A 15651-nucleotide genomic window follows, 5' to 3' on the forward strand; every position below is an offset into this window, starting at 1 on the left:
TCGGATATCAGGTTTTGGTGACATTCAGCAATGGATCAGTCGCGGCCAGGACCACGCGGTTCGGGCGGTTTACGAGAAAAAGCCCAACGATCACAAGCACGGCAGCCAGGCCAAAGGCCAGCGTCAGGGCGTCATGCAGGATGAAATAGCTCGCCACCACCCCGAATAAAGGGGTGATGAAGGTAAATGCCGACAATTTGCTGGCCGAGTAGGCCTTGATCAGGGCGAACCAGATCGTGAACGTGGTCCCGACCACCCAGATCGACTGGTAGGCCATCAGGCCGATCACGAACGGGCTGGGAACCTGGGTCAACCGCTCCCCGGCAATGAGGGCCGCCAGGGCCATGATCGGGACGGAGACCGCCACCTGGTACCCCAATGCCCGCTCGGGCGCGATGAAGCGCAGCCGGGTGCCTTTGACGAACACCGTGGTCACACCCCAGAGCAGGCCGCCGCCGACCACCAGGAGATCGCCGAGCAGCACGCGGCCGTCGACATCGGCCTGGGGAATGCCGATCGCCAGCGCCACACCGGTGAAGCTGAGCGCCAGCCCGCCCCATTGCGCCGGCCCCATCCGTTCGCCGAGGAAGCGGAACGAGCCGAGCGCGACGAAGAACGGCGCGGTATACAGGAACACGATGGCGCGCGACGCCGAGGTCAGCAGCAGGCCCTGATAGATCAGCACGAATTCCAAGCCGAACAACAGGCCTGCCACCAGGCCGAGCCCCAGCGTGCCGTCGCGCTCGAACATCTTCACGCCGCGCACCCGCGCGAACACCAGCAGCACCGGCAGCGCACCGAGCGAACGGAAGGTGGCCTGCAGCAGCGGCGGAATTTCAGGCAGCGCGAGCTTCACGGCGATCTGGTTGAACGCCCAGGACAGGCACAGCACGAGGATGACGGCGATCGCGCCCAGGCCGAGCGGCCGGGTCGCGGCGGATGAGGTTGACGTTGCGGACACGAGGACGTTGGCTCCCTGGCGCGTTTCGTTTTCTGGACCGCCATCAAGGTGTGGTCAGCTTTGTCTTGGTCGGTCGGAGACGATGCGGACGTAGAGCGGCGGTGCTGGCCTCTCCCTGCGCGCACCGGTCTCGCGCAGAAACTCGAATACGACGGTCATTCACACGTGTACAGCTTGGGCCGCAGTGAGCGTTCTCACGCCGCCTTCTGGCAATGGGCGCACAGCCCGGTGATCTCGACGACCGACAGTTTCGGCGTGAAGCCCGATGCCGCGGCGGCCAGCTTCAGGCTTTCGGCGATCGGCGCTGCCGGAACCTCGCCGACGGCGCCGCAGCTCTCGCAGATCAGGAACGCCACCAGCGCAGTCTGCTCGTGGTCATGGGCGCAGGCGAGGAAGGCGTTGCGGCTCTCGATGCGGTGCACCAGGCCGTTCGCCATCAGGAACTCGAGCGCGCGATAGACTGTGATCGGCGCCGGCCGCGCGGCGACCTTGGCAAGTTCCTCGATGATCTCGTAGGCGCCGAGCGGCCGGTGGCTCGACAGCAGCGCCTCCAACACCTGGCGGCGCTGCGGCGTGAACTTCTGGCCGCGCTGGGCGCAGATGCGCTCAGCATGGTCCAGGGCATCGGCCGCGCAGCGGCCATGGTCGTGGTCCGGCGCCGGGAAGGTGGGCTTTGCGAGGGTCATTGCCGACAATCTAGCATCTCGGGCCGGTCTCGCCAAAGGCCGCGGCCGAGCCATGCATCTGCGGCGGGGCGGGTGCGCTCGGCAGGGCCATCAAATATTCATAAGCTTGCTTATCATATCCGAGGCTCATTACAGCCAAAGCTTAGTTCCCCCTCTTGGAATCGAGATCAGCCATGACCCGCACGTCGGTGGACGTGAACTTCCTGTTTACGCTCGGCGAGCTGCAGCGCCTGGTGCGCGCCTATGCCGACAAGGAGGCGGCGCGCTTCGGCATGACCCGCGCGCAATGGGCCGTGCTGGCGAAGGTCGAGCGCTACGAGGGGATGAAGCAGTCCGAGCTCGCCGAGCAGATGGAGATGCAGCCGATCACGCTGACACGGCTGATCGACAAGCTCGCCGAGGCCGGGCTGATCGAGCGGCGCGGCGACGACAGCGACCGTCGCGTCAACCGGCTCTATCTGAAGAAGGCCGCGCGCCCGCTGCTCGCGAAGCTCGCGGTGCTGCGCGGCGATCTGACCGACACCGCCCTCCAGGGCATCAGCGCCGGTGATGCCGAGCGGCTGATGACCCATCTCGAAGCCATCAAGGAAAACGTGAGAAACGCCCTGCAGTCGCTGTGCGACGAGCAGCGAAAGGAGCAGCGCTATGGCTGAGCCCGCCCTGAAACTCGCCCCCGACCAGAAGGCCAGCCCGGATGCAGCGCCGCCCGCGGCCGCCGACGCGAAGCCGGCGCGCCCCGGATTGCTGCGCCGCTACCGTCGCACGCTGCTGCTGGTGGTGCTGCCGCTCGTCGCCGCCATCGGCGGCCTCGTGCTGTATCTCAATGGCGGCCGCTACGTGACGACCGACGACGCCTATGTCGGCGCCCAGAAGGTGCTCATCACCCCCGACATCTCCGGCAAGATCGTCAAGGTCGTCGTCAAGGAAGGCCAGCAGGTGCAGAAAGGCGACGAGCTGTTCGAGATCGACCCCGTGCCCTATCGCCTGGCGGTCGACCAGGCCAAGGCGGCCCTGGAGCAGGCGCGCATCAGCTATGACAACCTCACCGCCAACATCAAGATCTACGGCCAGATGCTCGATCTCGCGCAGCAGGGCATCGACCTGAAGCAGAAGGACGTCGAGCGCAAGCAGACGCTCGCCAAGAGCAATTTCGGCTCGCAGCTCGACCTCGACAATGCCGCGAATGCGCTGGTGACCGCCGGCGCGCAGGCGCAGTACATCAAGCAGCAGCTGTCGAACGCGAAAACGCAGCTGCTCGGCAATCCGGATCTGCCGCTGGAGCAGTTCCCGCCTTACGTCCAGGCAAAGGCCAAGCTGGACGACGCGCAGCGCGACCTCGACCACACCACCTTGCGCGCGCCGATGCCGGGCATCGCGACCCAGGTCGACCAGATCCAGCTCGGCCGCTTCGTGGCCGCGGGCACGCCGGTGTTCTCGGTGATCGACATCAGCAATCCCTGGGTCGACGCCAACCCGAAGGAGAGCGACTTCACCTATGTCGCGGTCGGCCAGCCGGTCGAGCTCGACGTCGATGCCTTCCCCAACCACCGCTTCAAGGGCACGGTCGGCTCGCTGTCGCCGGGCACCGGCGCGCAGTTCGCGATCCTGCCGCCGCAAAATGCGAGCGGCAATTTCGTCAAGGTCGTGCAGCGCGTGCCGGTCCGGATCTATTTCGACAAGGCCGACAGGTTCGTCGCGAAGCTCAAGGCCGGCATGAGCGTCAACGTGTCGATCGATACCGGCCACGAGCGCACGCTGGCCGGGCTGTTCGGATCGGCGCACGCGGCGGACAAGGACGAGTAGCGTCATGACCGCGCCTGCGGCGGCCTCATCCGCAGTTCCGGGCTTCCGCCGGAACATGGTGACGATCTGCGCCATGACGGCGACGATCATGCAGGCGCTCGACACCACCATCGCCAACGTCGCGCTGCCCTACATGCAGGGCACGCTGTCGGCCTCGCAGGACCAGATCAACTGGGTGCTGACGTCCTACATCGTCGCGGCCGCGATCATGACCGCTCCGGTGGGATGGATCGCCAACCGCTTCGGCCGCAAGCGCACCTTCATCGTCTGCTCGGCCGGCTTCACCATCGCCTCCGTGATGTGCGGGCTCGCCCAGGACATCACCCAGATGGTGCTGTTCCGCCTCCTGCAGGGCGTGTTCGGCGCCTCGCTGGTGCCGCTGTCGCAGGCGGTCATGCTCGACTCCTACGCGCTGCATGAGCGCGCCAAGGCGATGGCGATCTGGGGCATGGGCGTGATGCTCGGCCCGATCATGGGACCGTCGCTCGGCGCCTGGCTGACCGAGACCTATTCTTGGCATTGGGTGTTCTTCGTCAACCTGCCGTTCGGCGCCGTGACCGTGCTCGGCCTGATGGCGTTCATGGAGGAGACCAAGCCGAACGCGGAGCTGACCTTCGACTGGTTCGGTTTCGCGGCGCTCGCCATCGGCATCGGCTCGCTGCAGATCGCGCTCGACCGCGGCGAGGATCAGGGCTGGTTGGAGAGCAACGAGATCATCATCGAGTTCATCATCGCCGCCGTCGGCTTCTATTACTTCCTGGCGCATTCGCTGACGACGCAGCGGCCGTTCATCCAGTTCGCGCTGTTCAAGGACCGCAATTTCGTCGGCGGCTGCGTGTTCATGACGGTGATGGGCCTCGTGCTTTTCTCGACCATGGCGCTGTCGTCGCCGTTCCTGCAGAACGTCATCGGCTATCCCATCATCACCGCCGGCGTGCTGCTCGCGACCCGCGGCTGCGGCACCTTCGTCGCGATGATGCTGGTCGGGCGTCTCTTGCGCTATATCGAGGCGCGCACGCTGATCATCGTCGGCCTGGCGCTGACCGCGCTGTCGCTGTTCCAGATGACGGCGTGGACCGACCAGACCGGCGTGCCCGAGATCATCACCATCAGCATCATGCAGGGGTTCGGCTTCGGCCTCGTGTTCGTGCCGCTTTCGACCGTGGCATTCCTGACCTTGCCGGGCGAGTTGCGGACTGATGGAACCTCGATGCTGACCCTGGTGCGAAATGTCGCAAGCTCGATCGGCATCTCGATCGCGATCGCGCAGCTCACCGAGGGAACACGGCGCAACCACGCGATCCTGGTCGAGCACATCAACCCGTTCAATCACGCGCTGCAGATGCCCAATGTTGCCGGCCTCCTGAACCTGTCCACCGATGCCGGGCGCGCGATGGCCGACGCGATGGTGACCGTGCAGGCGCAGATCCTGGCATTCGCGCACGACTACCAGCTGGTCATGACGTTCATCCTGGTCTCGATCCCGCTCGCGGTCATGATCGGCTCGACGCGCACCGCGTTGCGCGCGCAGTCCGCCCCGGCCGACCACGCCGTCATGGAGTGACTGCTTCCCCGCGACGGAAAATGCGCGCGCTGTCGAGACACGGTGGGGGCGGGATAGCAAAAAGGTGACCACGACGTGATGGATTTGTAACTTCAATCCGGCGCGTTTCGGGCTATCTTCTGCGCACCCCACTCGGTTCTCTGCGTATGAGTTGCGCGCAGGGACTGCACTTCATGAGCGCCCCACTCGTGATGTGCCGGGCGGGGGCGGTGGCTCCTCCAGCGCCGCCCCCAGCCCCGGGGCCTCCCTTTTCACATCTTGGCCTACGGCTTCTGCAGCGGCTCGATCTTCGCCGGTGCGGCAGCGGGCCTGGCCTCGGTCGTCGGCAGGATCACGCCGGCCAGCGCCTGCACCGGATCGTCGCCGGGCTTGAAGCCGGACTGCACCAGGATCTCGTCGATCAAGGGCTTCAGCGCGTGCACGCGCAGCAGTTCGCCGGCGAGGCCTTCGCCGAAGCCGACATTGCCGCCGGCACCGCCGTTGCCGCCGAACGCGCCGCCGGTGTGCAGGATGCGAACGTCCTTCAGATTGGCGATCGGCTTGACCATCTCGCCGAGCGCGGCCGGCATGGTCGCGATGCGCTGCTTGGCGAGCTCGAAATCGATCACGTTGCTGCCGAGCTTGTTCTGGGCTTCGTTCTTCATCAGGATGACCGCGGCTTCCGCCTCGCCAATCTGGCGCACGCCGACGGCCTTGATCTTGTTGGCCTCGGCCTCCGCTTCGGCCAGGGTCTTGGCCGCCTCGCCGCGATCGACCGCGGCGCGCTTTTCTGCCTCGGCGGCAACGGTAATGCCGGTCGAGCGCTGCTCGGCCTCTTTCCGCGCCGCCATGACCGCGGTCTGACGTTCGCGGTCGGCGATTTCGATGGCGCGCGCCGTCGTCACCTTTTCCTCCGCGGAGACCGCCAGCGCCTCGGCCGCCTTGGCGACCGCACGCGCCTCCGAGGTTTCCTTGCTCTTGGTCGCGATCTGGATGTCGTTGTCCTGGGTGGCGATCTGGATCTCGCGGTCGGCGTCGGTCTTGCGGCGGTTGATCGCGAGATTGCTTTCGATCGCCGCGGTCTCGCGCACCTTCAAGGCTTCCGCCTCGCGCTGCGCGATCTTCTGCTGCGCCTCGATGCGCGCATTCTCCTCGGTCTGCCACGCCGTCTGCGTCGCGCTTGCGACCTCGGCGCGGGTGCTCGCGGTCTTGTTGGCGATGTCGCGCTCCTGGCTGAGCTCGGCCTCCTTCTTGGTGCGCTCGATCTGGAGCGTGAGCTGGCGCGCCTCGAGGTCCTTCTGCGCGATCGCGACCTCGTTGTCGCGTACGATCGCGTTGCGGTCGCGGCGCCGCGTCTCGGTGACCGTCTTCAACAGCGTCAGGCCTTCGGCGTCGAAGAAGTTCTCGGCATTGAAGAACGAGATGTCGGTCTGGTCGAGCTTGGTCAACGATACAGACTCGAGCTCCAGGCCGTTGGACTGCACGTCGGCCTCGACTGCGGCCTGGACGTGCTTGACGAAATCCGAGCGCTTCTCCTGCAGGTCCAACAGCTCCATCGTCGCCGCGACCGAGCGCAGGCCGTCGACGAACTTGGCCTCGACCTGGTCGCGCAGCAATTCGGCATTGTTGGTGACGGCGCCGAGCGTCTGCGCCGCCAGTGCGATCGAATCCACGTCGGGCTTCACGCGCACGTAGAACTCGGCGTCGATGTCGACGCGCATGCGGTCCTTGGTGATCAGCGAATCCTTCTTCGAGCGCTCGACGCGGAGCCGCAAGGTCTTGAGGTTGACGCGCGCGATGGAGTGGAAGATCGGCAGCACCACGGCGCCGCCGTCGAGCACCACCTTCTTGCCGCCCAGGCCGGTGCGCACGAACGCCTCGTCGCGGGTGGACCGATGGTAGAGAACGGCAAAGACAGTGCCGAGAACGACCAGCAGCACAACGCCGATCGACGCAGGCAGAACCAGATCAAACATGGGATTTACTTTCGGGTTGAGGAAAGTGTCTTGGAGCTAAGGTGTCTTGGAGTTCGTGAGCTCGTCGGCTGCGGCGATCGCGATGAAGCGGCCATCCTTGCGGTCGACGAGGAGAACCGACGCGCCCACCGGCAAGGACGGCGAGTCCGGCGCGGCCGAGGCCGTCACCATGTGCCAGTTGCCGTGGACGTCCTTGACGCGGACGCGGCCGGGCAGCCCGCCATCGAGCGGGCCGACCGCCACCTCGCCGATGCGGCCGACGAGATCGGACAGCCCGACCGCATAGCTCTCATCCTGCGGCACCAGCCGCGCCGCGTAGCGCGTCGAGCGCCGCAGCAGCGGCACCGTGACGACGGCGGCGAGCACGCCCGCGGCCGTTGGCGGCAGCGCCACCGCCACCAGCCGCGCGGCATCCTGGATCAGAAAGCCCGTGATCGAGAAGATGCCGAGCGCGAGCAGGATGCAGATCATCAGCGGCACGCCGCCGACATTGATCCAGGACAGCACGTGGCCGACGCTGGTGCTGTGGCCGTCGTGACCGAGATCGACGGTCTGGCCGAGCAACTCGCTGATCGACAGGCCGATCAGCATCGAGCCGATCTCGACGCCGCCGACCAGAACGATCATCACGGCGGCAATCGCGAACGGCCGCACCTCGGGTTGCATGAAATGGTCGACGATGGTCATGGGACGACGCGCCCCCGCCCGCTCAATTCTGCGATTTCAGCCGCGCCAGCCGCTCGGCGATGTCCTTGTCACGCTTCAGCTTCGACAATTCGTCGATGTCGGGCGACGGCGGGATGCCTTCCGGCACGCCGGTGGCGCGGGCGATGACGCGGGAGGCGCGCGCGGCCTTGGCGAGGCCGGCATCCGGCCCCTTGCGCGATGTGGCCTTCGGCTGGTCGGCGCGCGCCTCGCTGCGTTCGAGTTCGGCGAGACGCGCCTGCGCGTCCTGCAGGCTCGACAGAATCGCACGCAGGGTCGTCAGCACCGCATCGATGCGCTCGGCATTCTCGTCGATCGCCTTCGACAGCACCTCGAACTGGGCTTCGAGATCCATCTGCCGGGCGATGCCGGCGCGGGCGAGATCGTCGCGGTGCTCGACGATGGCGATGCGGATCTGCTCGGCCAGCACGGTCGTCTCGCGCTCGATCTCGGCGCGGCGTGCATTGAGCCGATATTCCTCCGCGCGCGCATGCGACAGGCTCTCGCGCGATTCGCGCTCGGCCTGCTCGATCTCGCGGATCGCCTGGCTGACCAGCGCGACCCGGTTCTTGTCCTCGGCCTTTTCGATCGCTCCATAGGCGATCCCGGCGATGAGGCGCCCGGCGCGTGACAGGAGCGTGTCGGGAGCCGGCGCGTGTTCGGCGAGCATGACGTGGTCCTTTCGTGGGCTGACTGTTGGGCTGAGACGAGCGTGTGACGTTGCGGTAACGCCGAAATGGACTTCGAAGTCATCTTGGTCCGTGCGCACGAGCTGCGCCGGCGTCGCGTGCGGCCAGCCCGCGACGTAGCCGGTCACCTCGAACGGGATCGCGAAGCGACCGCGCGCGGTGCCGAGCGACAACATGCCGGCATTCCTGACATTCACCAGACGGTCGTCGAGCGGCAGCCGCGGGTTCGAGGCGGCGCGATAGGCGGCACGGTCGCGCAAGCCGAGCGTGACGAGGCGCGACGGCAGCCGCGTGGCCTTGCGGATCGGGTCGTAGGCATGGCCGTGCAGCGTGACGAGATTGGCGCCGATGCCTTTGCCAGCAGCGATCTCGTCGAGCATGTCCATCATCCGGGCATAGTCGGCGAAGGTCGCCTCGATCGCGTCCCGCGCCTCGGGGGAGAGGAGCAGACGGTAGCGAACAGCCTGATCGTAAGTGCTTCCGGCCATCGGGAACGTTAAAGCACAATATCCGTGCTTTAGCAAGCCAGCTCCCGATCCAAGAACGCCGCTCCCGTCCGTGACCATGTCGAACGCCATGCCCATGCCGATATGTCGCGCCGATGCTGGCCGGCGGTTTAAGGCCGGCGAACAATCTCTGGTGATCGTTAAGGGGGCTGCTAGCGACGCCGGCAAATGCACCGCAGTGACGTGTAGCGACAAAGACCTCGCCGCGCGCGTGCGGCCCTGTCGCGAGGGAAGCGCCGTCAGTCCAGCAATTCGCGGCAGCCGAGATCGTCGAACGCAAGGAAGATGCGCTCGAGATTATTCCACCAGATCACCGGCGGGAGCTGGATCGCCCATTGCCAGACCGGCTGGGCGATGTGCCAGAGCACGGCGAGACGATAGTCCTGATCCAGCGCCGCCCTGTCGTAGCCGGTCACACCGCCTGCGACCAATGTCTGATGATAGCTGTCGAGCAACGGCCGCTCGATCCGCGCCCGACGGTCGGGATAGATTTGCAGCGCGATCATGTAGGCGAGATCGTTCGCGGGCACGCCGATCCGCCACTGGTCGAAATCAAAGGCGCGCACGTCGTCGCTGTCGGCGGCCTTCGGCACCAGAAAATTCCAGACATGCGCGTCGCCATGCGCAATGCTGAGGTTTCGCCGCGACAGATAGCGTTCCGAGAGCCGCGGCGTCGCCGCCATCAGGCGTTCGTAGACCGCGCGGCGGTCCGCGCTCAGGCGGTCTCCCAACTGATCGGCGAAGCGCTGATAGTGGCCGGCAAAGGTCCTGCTGCGCTCGGCGCGCTCGTCCGCGGTCGCGAAGCTGCCGATGGACACGCCGAGCCGCGGATCGTCCCACCACGCCGCATGCAGCCGCGCCAGCGCCCGCACGATCCCCTCGGCCTGGGGCAGCGCGGGCGGCAGCGGCCATGGCGTCGCCGTCTGGTGCGTGTCGGTGAGATCCTCGAGCAGCAAGTGCCAGGTGAGCGCGGCTTCGTCCCACGCGCCGCCGTAAGAGGCGGGCACCAGGCCCGTCGGCATGAGCCGCGCCAGTCCGCGATAAAAATTGACCTCGTGGCGCCCGCCCCGCCACAGCGTCTTGGCGAAGGCCGGCATCGGGATTTTCAGGATCAGCGTCTTCGGCGCGTCCGGGGCCGCGCCGCTATAGGACAAACCGAGGCGGATGATGCGCGACACCAGCATCGGCCGGTCGCTGATCACGGCGACGTCGGAGACCGCGCCGGACTGGAGCACACCCGCCTCGCGCATCGTCGCCGTCAACGCGGCGGGCTCGGCGACGGACGGCAAGTCGGTGGAGGACATGTGGGCGCCGTCCCTTCAGGGTTGCAGCTTAGCCCACACTAGCATGGATATTCCGAATCGCTACTTGATCGGCGCGCGCGGCAGCACGGTGTCGCCGATCTCCATCCGGTAGACGTGATCGAGCGAATACCAGGGCGTGGTGACGTCGGCGTCCGTCGGATGCGGCTCGTCGTGGCGGACGAAATTGCCGAGCAGCGCCTTCGTGACGCCGAACTGCACGTCGCTGTCGATGTGCGGGTCGTTGGGGTCGTAGACCTGCGAGATCAGGACCTTGAATCCCGGCTTGACGATCAGCGCATGCAGATGCGCCGGGCGATAGGGATGGCGGCCCTGCGCCTTCAGCAGGCGGCCGACGACCCCGTCGGTCGGGATGGGATAGCCGACCATCATCACCGAGCGAAACCAGAAGCGGCCATCGGCATCGGTCACGAGCTTGCCGCGCAGGTTCATGTCGGCCTGATCGGGATCCTGGTTCTCGTAGTAGCCGACCGGCGAGGCGTGCCAGACGTCGACCTCGGCGCCGGCGACCGGCGCGCCGTTCGGATCGACCACGCGACCGTGCACGAACAGCGCCGGGCCGGGCGTCGCCGAGCGCACGATCGAGCCGCCGTTATCAGTGCGCGGCGAGTTCAACCGCCAGAACGGGCCGAGCAGCGACTGCGCGGTCTCGGTGTTGCCGCCATCGCCATTGTTGAGCAGGCAGACCAGCGGCGAGACGCCGAGCGAGCCGGCCATCAGCACGACTTCGTTGTGGCTGTCGTTGGTGCGCTGACCGAGTTCGGCGATGATGGCGGCGGCTTCGCGAAATTCGACCTCGGTAAGCCTGACATCGCGGACGAAGCCGTGCAGGTGCTTGATCAGCGACACCATGATCTCGCGCAGCCGCGGGTTCTCGGTGCGCTCCATCACCGCCAGCACCGCCGGCGTGACGTCCTGTTCGCGGGAGATGGTCATCGTCAGGACTCCGTCATTCCGGGGGCGACGCGCCAGCGTCGAACCCGGAATCTCGATATTGCAGGACTCATCTCCAGATTCCGGGTTCAGCCCTGCGGGCTGCCCGGAATGACGAAGCGCTCAGCGCGTCGTCAGTTGATCGTCTCGATCGCCAGCGCGACGCCCTGGCCGACGCCGACGCACATCGTGGCGAGCGCACGCTTGCCGCCGCGGACCTCGAGGCCGTGCACCGCGGTCATCGCGATGCGCGCGCCGCTCATGCCGAGCGGATGGCCGAGCGCGATGGCGCCGCCATGCGGGTTGACGAAATCGGCGTCCTCGGCGACGCCGAGCTGGCGCAGGCAGGCGATGCCCTGGGACGCGAACGCCTCGTTCAGCTCGATCAGGTCGAAATCGGTGATCTTCAGGCCGAGCCGCTCCATCAGCTTGCGCACGGCCGGCACCGGGCCGATGCCCATGATGCGCGGAGGCACGCCGGCCGAGGCGAGGCCGAGCACGCGCGCCCGCGGCGTCAGGCCGTGCTTCTTCACGGCGGCTTCGGAAGCGAGGATCATGGCGGCGGCGCCGTCATTGACGCCCGAGGCGTTGCCGGCGGTGACCGTGCCCGGATTGCGCACGATCGGCTTCAGCTTGGCCAGACCTTCCAGCGTGGTTTCGGGCCGCGGATGCTCGTCCTTGTCCACCGTCACAGGTCCGGCCTTGCCGCCGGGCACCATGACCGGCGTGATCTCGGCGGCGAAATAGCCCGAGGCGATGGCCTTTCCGGCGCGCTGCTGGGAGCGGATCGCGAACGCGTCCTGGTCGGCGCGCGAGACCTGGAATTCTTCGGCGACGTTCTCGCCGGTCTCCGGCATCGAATCGACGCCATACTGCTGCTTCATCAGAGGATTGATGAAGCGCCAGCCGATCGTGGTGTCGAAGATCTCGGCCGAGCGCGAGAACGCCTCCGTCGCCTTGCCCTGCACGAACGGCGCGCGCGTCATGGATTCGACGCCGCCCGCGATCGCGAGATCGACCTCGCCGGCGCGGATCGCACGTCCCGCCGCGCCGACCGCGTCGAGACCGGAGGCGCAGAGACGGTTCAAGGTCTGGCCGGGAATTGAATCCGGCAGGCCCGCGAGCAGCAGCGCCATGCGCGCGACGTTGCGGTTGTCCTCGCCGGCCTGGTTGGCGCAGCCGAAGAACACCTCGTCGACGGCAGCCCAGTCGAGATTGGGATGCTTCGCCTTGAGTGCCTTGAGCGGGGTGGCCGCGAGATCGTCGGTGCGCACCTTGGCCAGCGCTCCGCCGAACCGGCCGATCGGAGTCCGCACCGCATCACAAATGAACACGTCTCGCATCGCTCTCTCCCGAACTTTCGTGTTTCTGGTCAGAATTGACGGCGGTTTTAGGAGTGCGATCGGGGCAGGTCAAATGACGGGAGCGCGGGGTGGCATGCGCGGCGCTGTCGTATGCGACGCTATCTCAACGCGAGCGGTGCGCCCCCTCCCCCGCTTGCGGGGGAGGGTTGGGGTGGGGGCCGCCCCAAGCGAGAATCCCCGTGAGGAGAGACTTCCCCCACCCGTATCGCATCTTCGATGCGATACGATCTCCCCCGCAAGCGGGGGAGATGCAACAGCAGGCACCGCTCATCGTGGAAAACCGGGACATCGCCTGCAAAGCGGTAGGACCGTCCGGGCAAATTGGCTAGTTTCCGCGCCATGACGATCCAGCAGCCCATCTCCGCCCCGGTTCCGCAAGAATCAATGCCTGCGGCCGCGCCCGCCGAGGCGCCGGCCAAGCTCACGCCGATGATGGAGCAGTATCTCGACATCAAGGCAGCGCATCCGGGGCTGATGCTGTTCTACCGGATGGGCGACTTCTACGAGCTGTTCTTCGAGGATGCGGAAGCCGCCTCGAAAGCGCTCGGCATCGTGCTGACCAAGCGCGGCAAGCACCTGGGCCAGGACATCCCGATGTGCGGCGTGCCGGTGGAGCGCTCCGAGGACTATCTGCATCGCTTGATCGCGCAAGGCATCCGCGTCGCCGTCTGCGAGCAGATGGAGGATCCGGCGGCGGCGCGGGCGCGCGGCAACAAGAGCGTGGTCAAGCGCGGCGTGGTGCGCGTGGTCACGCCGGGCACGCTGACGGAAGACAATCTGCTCGATGCGCGCGCCAACAACTATCTGCTGTCGATCGCGCGCAGCCGCGGCTCCTCCGGCGGCGACCGGCTCGGGCTTGCCTGGATCGATATCTCGACGTCGGACTTCATCGTCACCGAATGCGCGTTCGCCGAGCTGACGGCGACCTTGGCACGGATCAATCCCAACGAAGTCATCGTCTCCGACGCGCTGTACTCGGACGAAGCGTTCGAGCCGGTGCTGCGCGAGCTCGCCGCGGTGACGCCGCTCACGCGCGACGTGTTCGACGGGGCCACCGCCGAACGGCGGCTGTGCGACTATTTCGCGGTCGCCACCATGGACGGCCTCGCGGTGCTGTCGCGTTTGGAAGCGACCGCGGCGGCCGCCTGCGTCACCTATGTCGAACGTACGCAAGTGGGGCAGCGCCCGCCGCTGGCGCCGCCGGCGCGCGAGGCGACCGGCAGCACGATGGCGATCGATCCGGCGACGCGCGCCAACCTCGAACTGACGCGCACGCTCGCCGGCGAGCGCCGCGGCTCGCTGCTCGACGCGATCGACTGCACGGTGACCTCGGCCGGCTCGCGCCTGCTGGCGCAGCGGCTCGCCGCGCCGCTGACGGAGCCGGTGCAGATCGGCCGGCGGCTGGATGCCGTCAACGTCTTCGTCGCCGACAGCGCCGCGCGCGAGGACATCCGCTCCATCCTGCGCGGCGCGCCCGACATGACCCGTGCTATGGCGCGGCTGTCCGTCGGCCGCGGCGGTCCGCGCGATCTCGCCGCTCTGCGCGACGGTATCGTTGCGGCCGACCAGGCGCTGGCGCGGCTGTCGGCGCTCGACCAGCCGCCGCAGGAGATCGCCTCGGTGATGGCCGCGCTGGCGCGGCCGGCGCGCGCGCTGGCCGAGGAGTTCGCCCGCGCGCTTGACGAGCAGCTGCCGCTGATCAAGCGCGACGGCGGCTTCGTCCGATCCGGCTACGACGCGACGCTCGACGAGACCCGCAATCTGCGCGACGCCTCGCGCCTCGTCGTCGCCTCGATGCAGGCGCGCTACGCCGACCAGACCGGCGTCAAGGCCCTGAAGATCCGGCACAACAATGTGCTCGGCTATTTCGTCGAGGTCACCGCGCAGCACGGCGACAAGCTGATGTCGGCGCCGTTGAACGCGACCTTCATCCACCGCCAGACGCTGGCGGGCCAGGTGCGCTTCACGACATCAGAGCTCGGCGAGATCGAGGCCAAGATTGCGAATGCCGGCGAGCGCGCGCTCAATCTCGAGCTCGAGATCTTCGACCGGCTGTGCGCACAGGCGCTCGCGATCGGCGACGATCTGCGCGCCGCCGCGCACGGCTTCGCGATGCTCGATGTCGCGACCGCGCTGGCGAAGCTCGCGGTCGACGACAATTATGTGCGCCCGGAGGTCGACGACTCGCTCGGCTTCGCCATCGAGGGCGGCCGTCATCCGGTGGTGGAGCAGGCGCTGAAGCGTGAGGGGCAGCCGTTCATCGCCAATTCCTGCGACCTGTCGCCGACGCCGGGGCACAAGAGCGGTCAGCTCTGGCTGCTCACCGGCCCGAACATGGCGGGCAAGTCCACCTTCCTGCGCCAGAACGCGCTGATTGCGCTGCTGGCGCAGATCGGCTCGTTCGTGCCGGCGAGCCGGGCCCGCATCGGCATCGTCGACCGGCTGTTCTCGCGCGTTGGCGCCGCCGACGATCTGGCGCGCGGGCGCTCGACCTTCATGGTCGAGATGGTCGAGACCGCGGCGATCCTCAACCAGGCCGGCGAGCGCGCGCTGGTCATCCTCGACGAGATCGGGCGCGGCACCGCGACCTTCGACGGCCTCTCAATCGCCTGGGCGGCGATCGAGCACCTGCACGAGAGCAACCGCTGCCGCACGCTGTTCGCCACGCATTATCACGAGCTGACGGCGCTCGCCGCAAAGCTGCCGCGGCTGTTCAACGCCACGGTGCGGGTCAAGGAATGGCAGGGCGACGTCGTGTTCCTGCACGAGGTGCTGCCGGGCTCCGCCGACCGCTCCTACGGCATCCAGGTGGCGAAGCTCGCCGGCCTGCCGCCGGCCGTGATCGGCCGCGCCAAATCGGTGCTGGCGAAGCTGGAGGCCGCCGACCGCGGCCAAAACGCCCGCGCGCTGGTCGATGATCTGCCGCTGTTCGCGGTGCCCTCGCGCGCGGCGGTCGAGCCCACCATGTCGAAGGAAGCGGAAGAGCTGATCGCCGCGGTGAAGGCGCTGCATCCGGACGAGATGACGCCGCGCGAGGCGATCGACGCGCTGTATGCGCTGAAGGCGAAATTGCCGAAGTCGTAGCTGGTCGTCATTGCGGGGCGCCCTTGCGCCGAAGCAATCCAGAGTCCCGCCCGCAGCCCTGGATTGCTTCGCTTCGCTC

General features: G+C 67.2%; 12 protein-coding genes. 4 read left to right on the top strand and 8 right to left on the bottom strand.

Translation table 11 applies throughout. From position 1 onward, the window contains the following. Nucleotides 1–7 precede the first annotated feature (7 nt). On the bottom strand, nucleotides 8–961 hold the full coding sequence (locus QX041_RS19215; RefSeq protein WP_315715166.1) for a DMT family transporter: 954 nt from the start codon (nucleotides 959–961) through the stop codon (nucleotides 8–10). 194 nt (nucleotides 962–1155) lie between these two features. Beyond that, nucleotides 1156–1647 carry a Fur family transcriptional regulator gene (locus QX041_RS19220; protein WP_315751916.1) on the bottom strand — a complete coding sequence of 164 codons (492 nt, stop codon included), beginning with the start codon at nucleotides 1645–1647 and terminating at the stop codon, nucleotides 1156–1158. Nucleotides 1648–1820: 173 nt separating this feature from the next. Here QX041_RS19220 and QX041_RS19225 point away from each other — a divergent pair, with 173 nt between their 5' ends. Genes QX041_RS19225 through QX041_RS19235 form a run of 3 tightly spaced genes read left to right on the top strand, consistent with a single transcriptional unit; the run spans nucleotide 1821 to nucleotide 5014 of the window. Continuing rightward, the gene (locus QX041_RS19225) at nucleotides 1821–2300 is read left to right on the top strand and encodes a MarR family transcriptional regulator (protein ID WP_315715164.1); all 480 of its coding nucleotides are present in this window, start codon (nucleotides 1821–1823) and stop codon (nucleotides 2298–2300) included. Next, nucleotides 2293–3450 (top strand): HlyD family secretion protein, encoded by a 1158-nt coding sequence (locus QX041_RS19230; RefSeq protein WP_315715163.1) that lies wholly within the window; start codon nucleotides 2293–2295, stop codon nucleotides 3448–3450. The genes QX041_RS19225 and QX041_RS19230 overlap by 8 nt, the downstream gene beginning before the upstream one ends. A gap of 4 nt (nucleotides 3451–3454) precedes the next feature. After that, on the top strand, nucleotides 3455–5014 hold the full coding sequence (locus QX041_RS19235; protein WP_316166278.1) for an MDR family MFS transporter: 1560 nt from the start codon (nucleotides 3455–3457) through the stop codon (nucleotides 5012–5014). Nucleotides 5015–5277: 263 nt separating this feature from the next. On the opposite strand, the gene QX041_RS19240 is transcribed toward QX041_RS19235, so the two are convergent. From QX041_RS19240 to pcaF, 6 genes are all read right to left on the bottom strand, one after another. Further along, a complete protein-coding gene (locus tag QX041_RS19240) occupies nucleotides 5278–6969 on the bottom strand; it encodes a flotillin family protein (protein ID WP_316166279.1) in 1692 nt (563 codons plus the stop codon). Between the two features lie 36 nt (nucleotides 6970–7005). Then, nucleotides 7006–7656, bottom strand: coding sequence for an OB-fold-containig protein (locus QX041_RS19245; RefSeq protein ID WP_315825552.1), 651 nt, complete (start codon nucleotides 7654–7656; stop codon nucleotides 7006–7008). A gap of 22 nt (nucleotides 7657–7678) precedes the next feature. Continuing rightward, on the bottom strand, nucleotides 7679–8851 hold the full coding sequence (locus QX041_RS19250) for a PspA/IM30 family protein (protein WP_315825821.1): 1173 nt from the start codon (nucleotides 8849–8851) through the stop codon (nucleotides 7679–7681). Between the two features lie 257 nt (nucleotides 8852–9108). Then, a complete protein-coding gene (locus QX041_RS19255; protein WP_316166280.1) occupies nucleotides 9109–10173 on the bottom strand; it encodes a phosphotransferase in 1065 nt (354 codons plus the stop codon). A 60-nt stretch (nucleotides 10174–10233) separates the two neighbouring features. Then, nucleotides 10234–11127: a dioxygenase gene (locus QX041_RS19260; RefSeq protein WP_316166281.1), complete on the bottom strand. Its 894-nt coding sequence runs from the start codon at nucleotides 11125–11127 to the stop codon at nucleotides 10234–10236. 131 nt (nucleotides 11128–11258) lie between these two features. Further along, nucleotides 11259–12467, bottom strand: coding sequence for a 3-oxoadipyl-CoA thiolase (gene pcaF / locus QX041_RS19265; protein WP_315751909.1), 1209 nt, complete (start codon nucleotides 12465–12467; stop codon nucleotides 11259–11261). A gap of 360 nt (nucleotides 12468–12827) precedes the next feature. Between pcaF and mutS the strand changes: the two genes are divergently transcribed. Continuing rightward, the gene (gene mutS / locus QX041_RS19270) at nucleotides 12828–15572 is read left to right on the top strand and encodes a DNA mismatch repair protein MutS (RefSeq protein WP_316166282.1); all 2745 of its coding nucleotides are present in this window, start codon (nucleotides 12828–12830) and stop codon (nucleotides 15570–15572) included. Nucleotides 15573–15651 lie beyond the last annotated feature (79 nt).

Origin of the sequence: Bradyrhizobium sp. SZCCHNRI2009 (assembly GCF_032485115.1) — a bacterium.
In the GTDB taxonomy this organism is placed as follows: domain Bacteria; phylum Pseudomonadota; class Alphaproteobacteria; order Rhizobiales; family Xanthobacteraceae; genus Bradyrhizobium.

Excerpts from the sequence above, each read along its gene's own strand:
- QX041_RS19235 (WP_316166278.1), top strand. The coding sequence starts at position 3,455 with ATGACCGCGCCTGCGGCGGCCTCATCCGCAGTTCCGGGCTTCCGCCGG.
- QX041_RS19260 (WP_316166281.1), bottom strand. The coding sequence starts at position 11,127 with ATGACCATCTCCCGCGAACAGGACGTCACGCCGGCGGTGCTGGCGGTG.
- QX041_RS19250 (WP_315825821.1), bottom strand. The coding sequence starts at position 8,851 with ATGGCCGGAAGCACTTACGATCAGGCTGTTCGCTACCGTCTGCTCCTC.
- QX041_RS19255 (WP_316166280.1), bottom strand. The coding sequence starts at position 10,173 with ATGTCCTCCACCGACTTGCCGTCCGTCGCCGAGCCCGCCGCGTTGACG.
- QX041_RS19220 (WP_315751916.1), bottom strand. The coding sequence starts at position 1,647 with ATGACCCTCGCAAAGCCCACCTTCCCGGCGCCGGACCACGACCATGGC.
- QX041_RS19230 (WP_315715163.1), top strand. The coding sequence starts at position 2,293 with ATGGCTGAGCCCGCCCTGAAACTCGCCCCCGACCAGAAGGCCAGCCCG.
- mutS (WP_316166282.1), top strand. The coding sequence starts at position 12,828 with ATGACGATCCAGCAGCCCATCTCCGCCCCGGTTCCGCAAGAATCAATG.
- QX041_RS19240 (WP_316166279.1), bottom strand. The coding sequence starts at position 6,969 with ATGTTTGATCTGGTTCTGCCTGCGTCGATCGGCGTTGTGCTGCTGGTC.
- QX041_RS19225 (WP_315715164.1), top strand. The coding sequence starts at position 1,821 with ATGACCCGCACGTCGGTGGACGTGAACTTCCTGTTTACGCTCGGCGAG.
- QX041_RS19245 (WP_315825552.1), bottom strand. The coding sequence starts at position 7,656 with ATGACCATCGTCGACCATTTCATGCAACCCGAGGTGCGGCCGTTCGCG.
- pcaF (WP_315751909.1), bottom strand. The coding sequence starts at position 12,467 with ATGCGAGACGTGTTCATTTGTGATGCGGTGCGGACTCCGATCGGCCGG.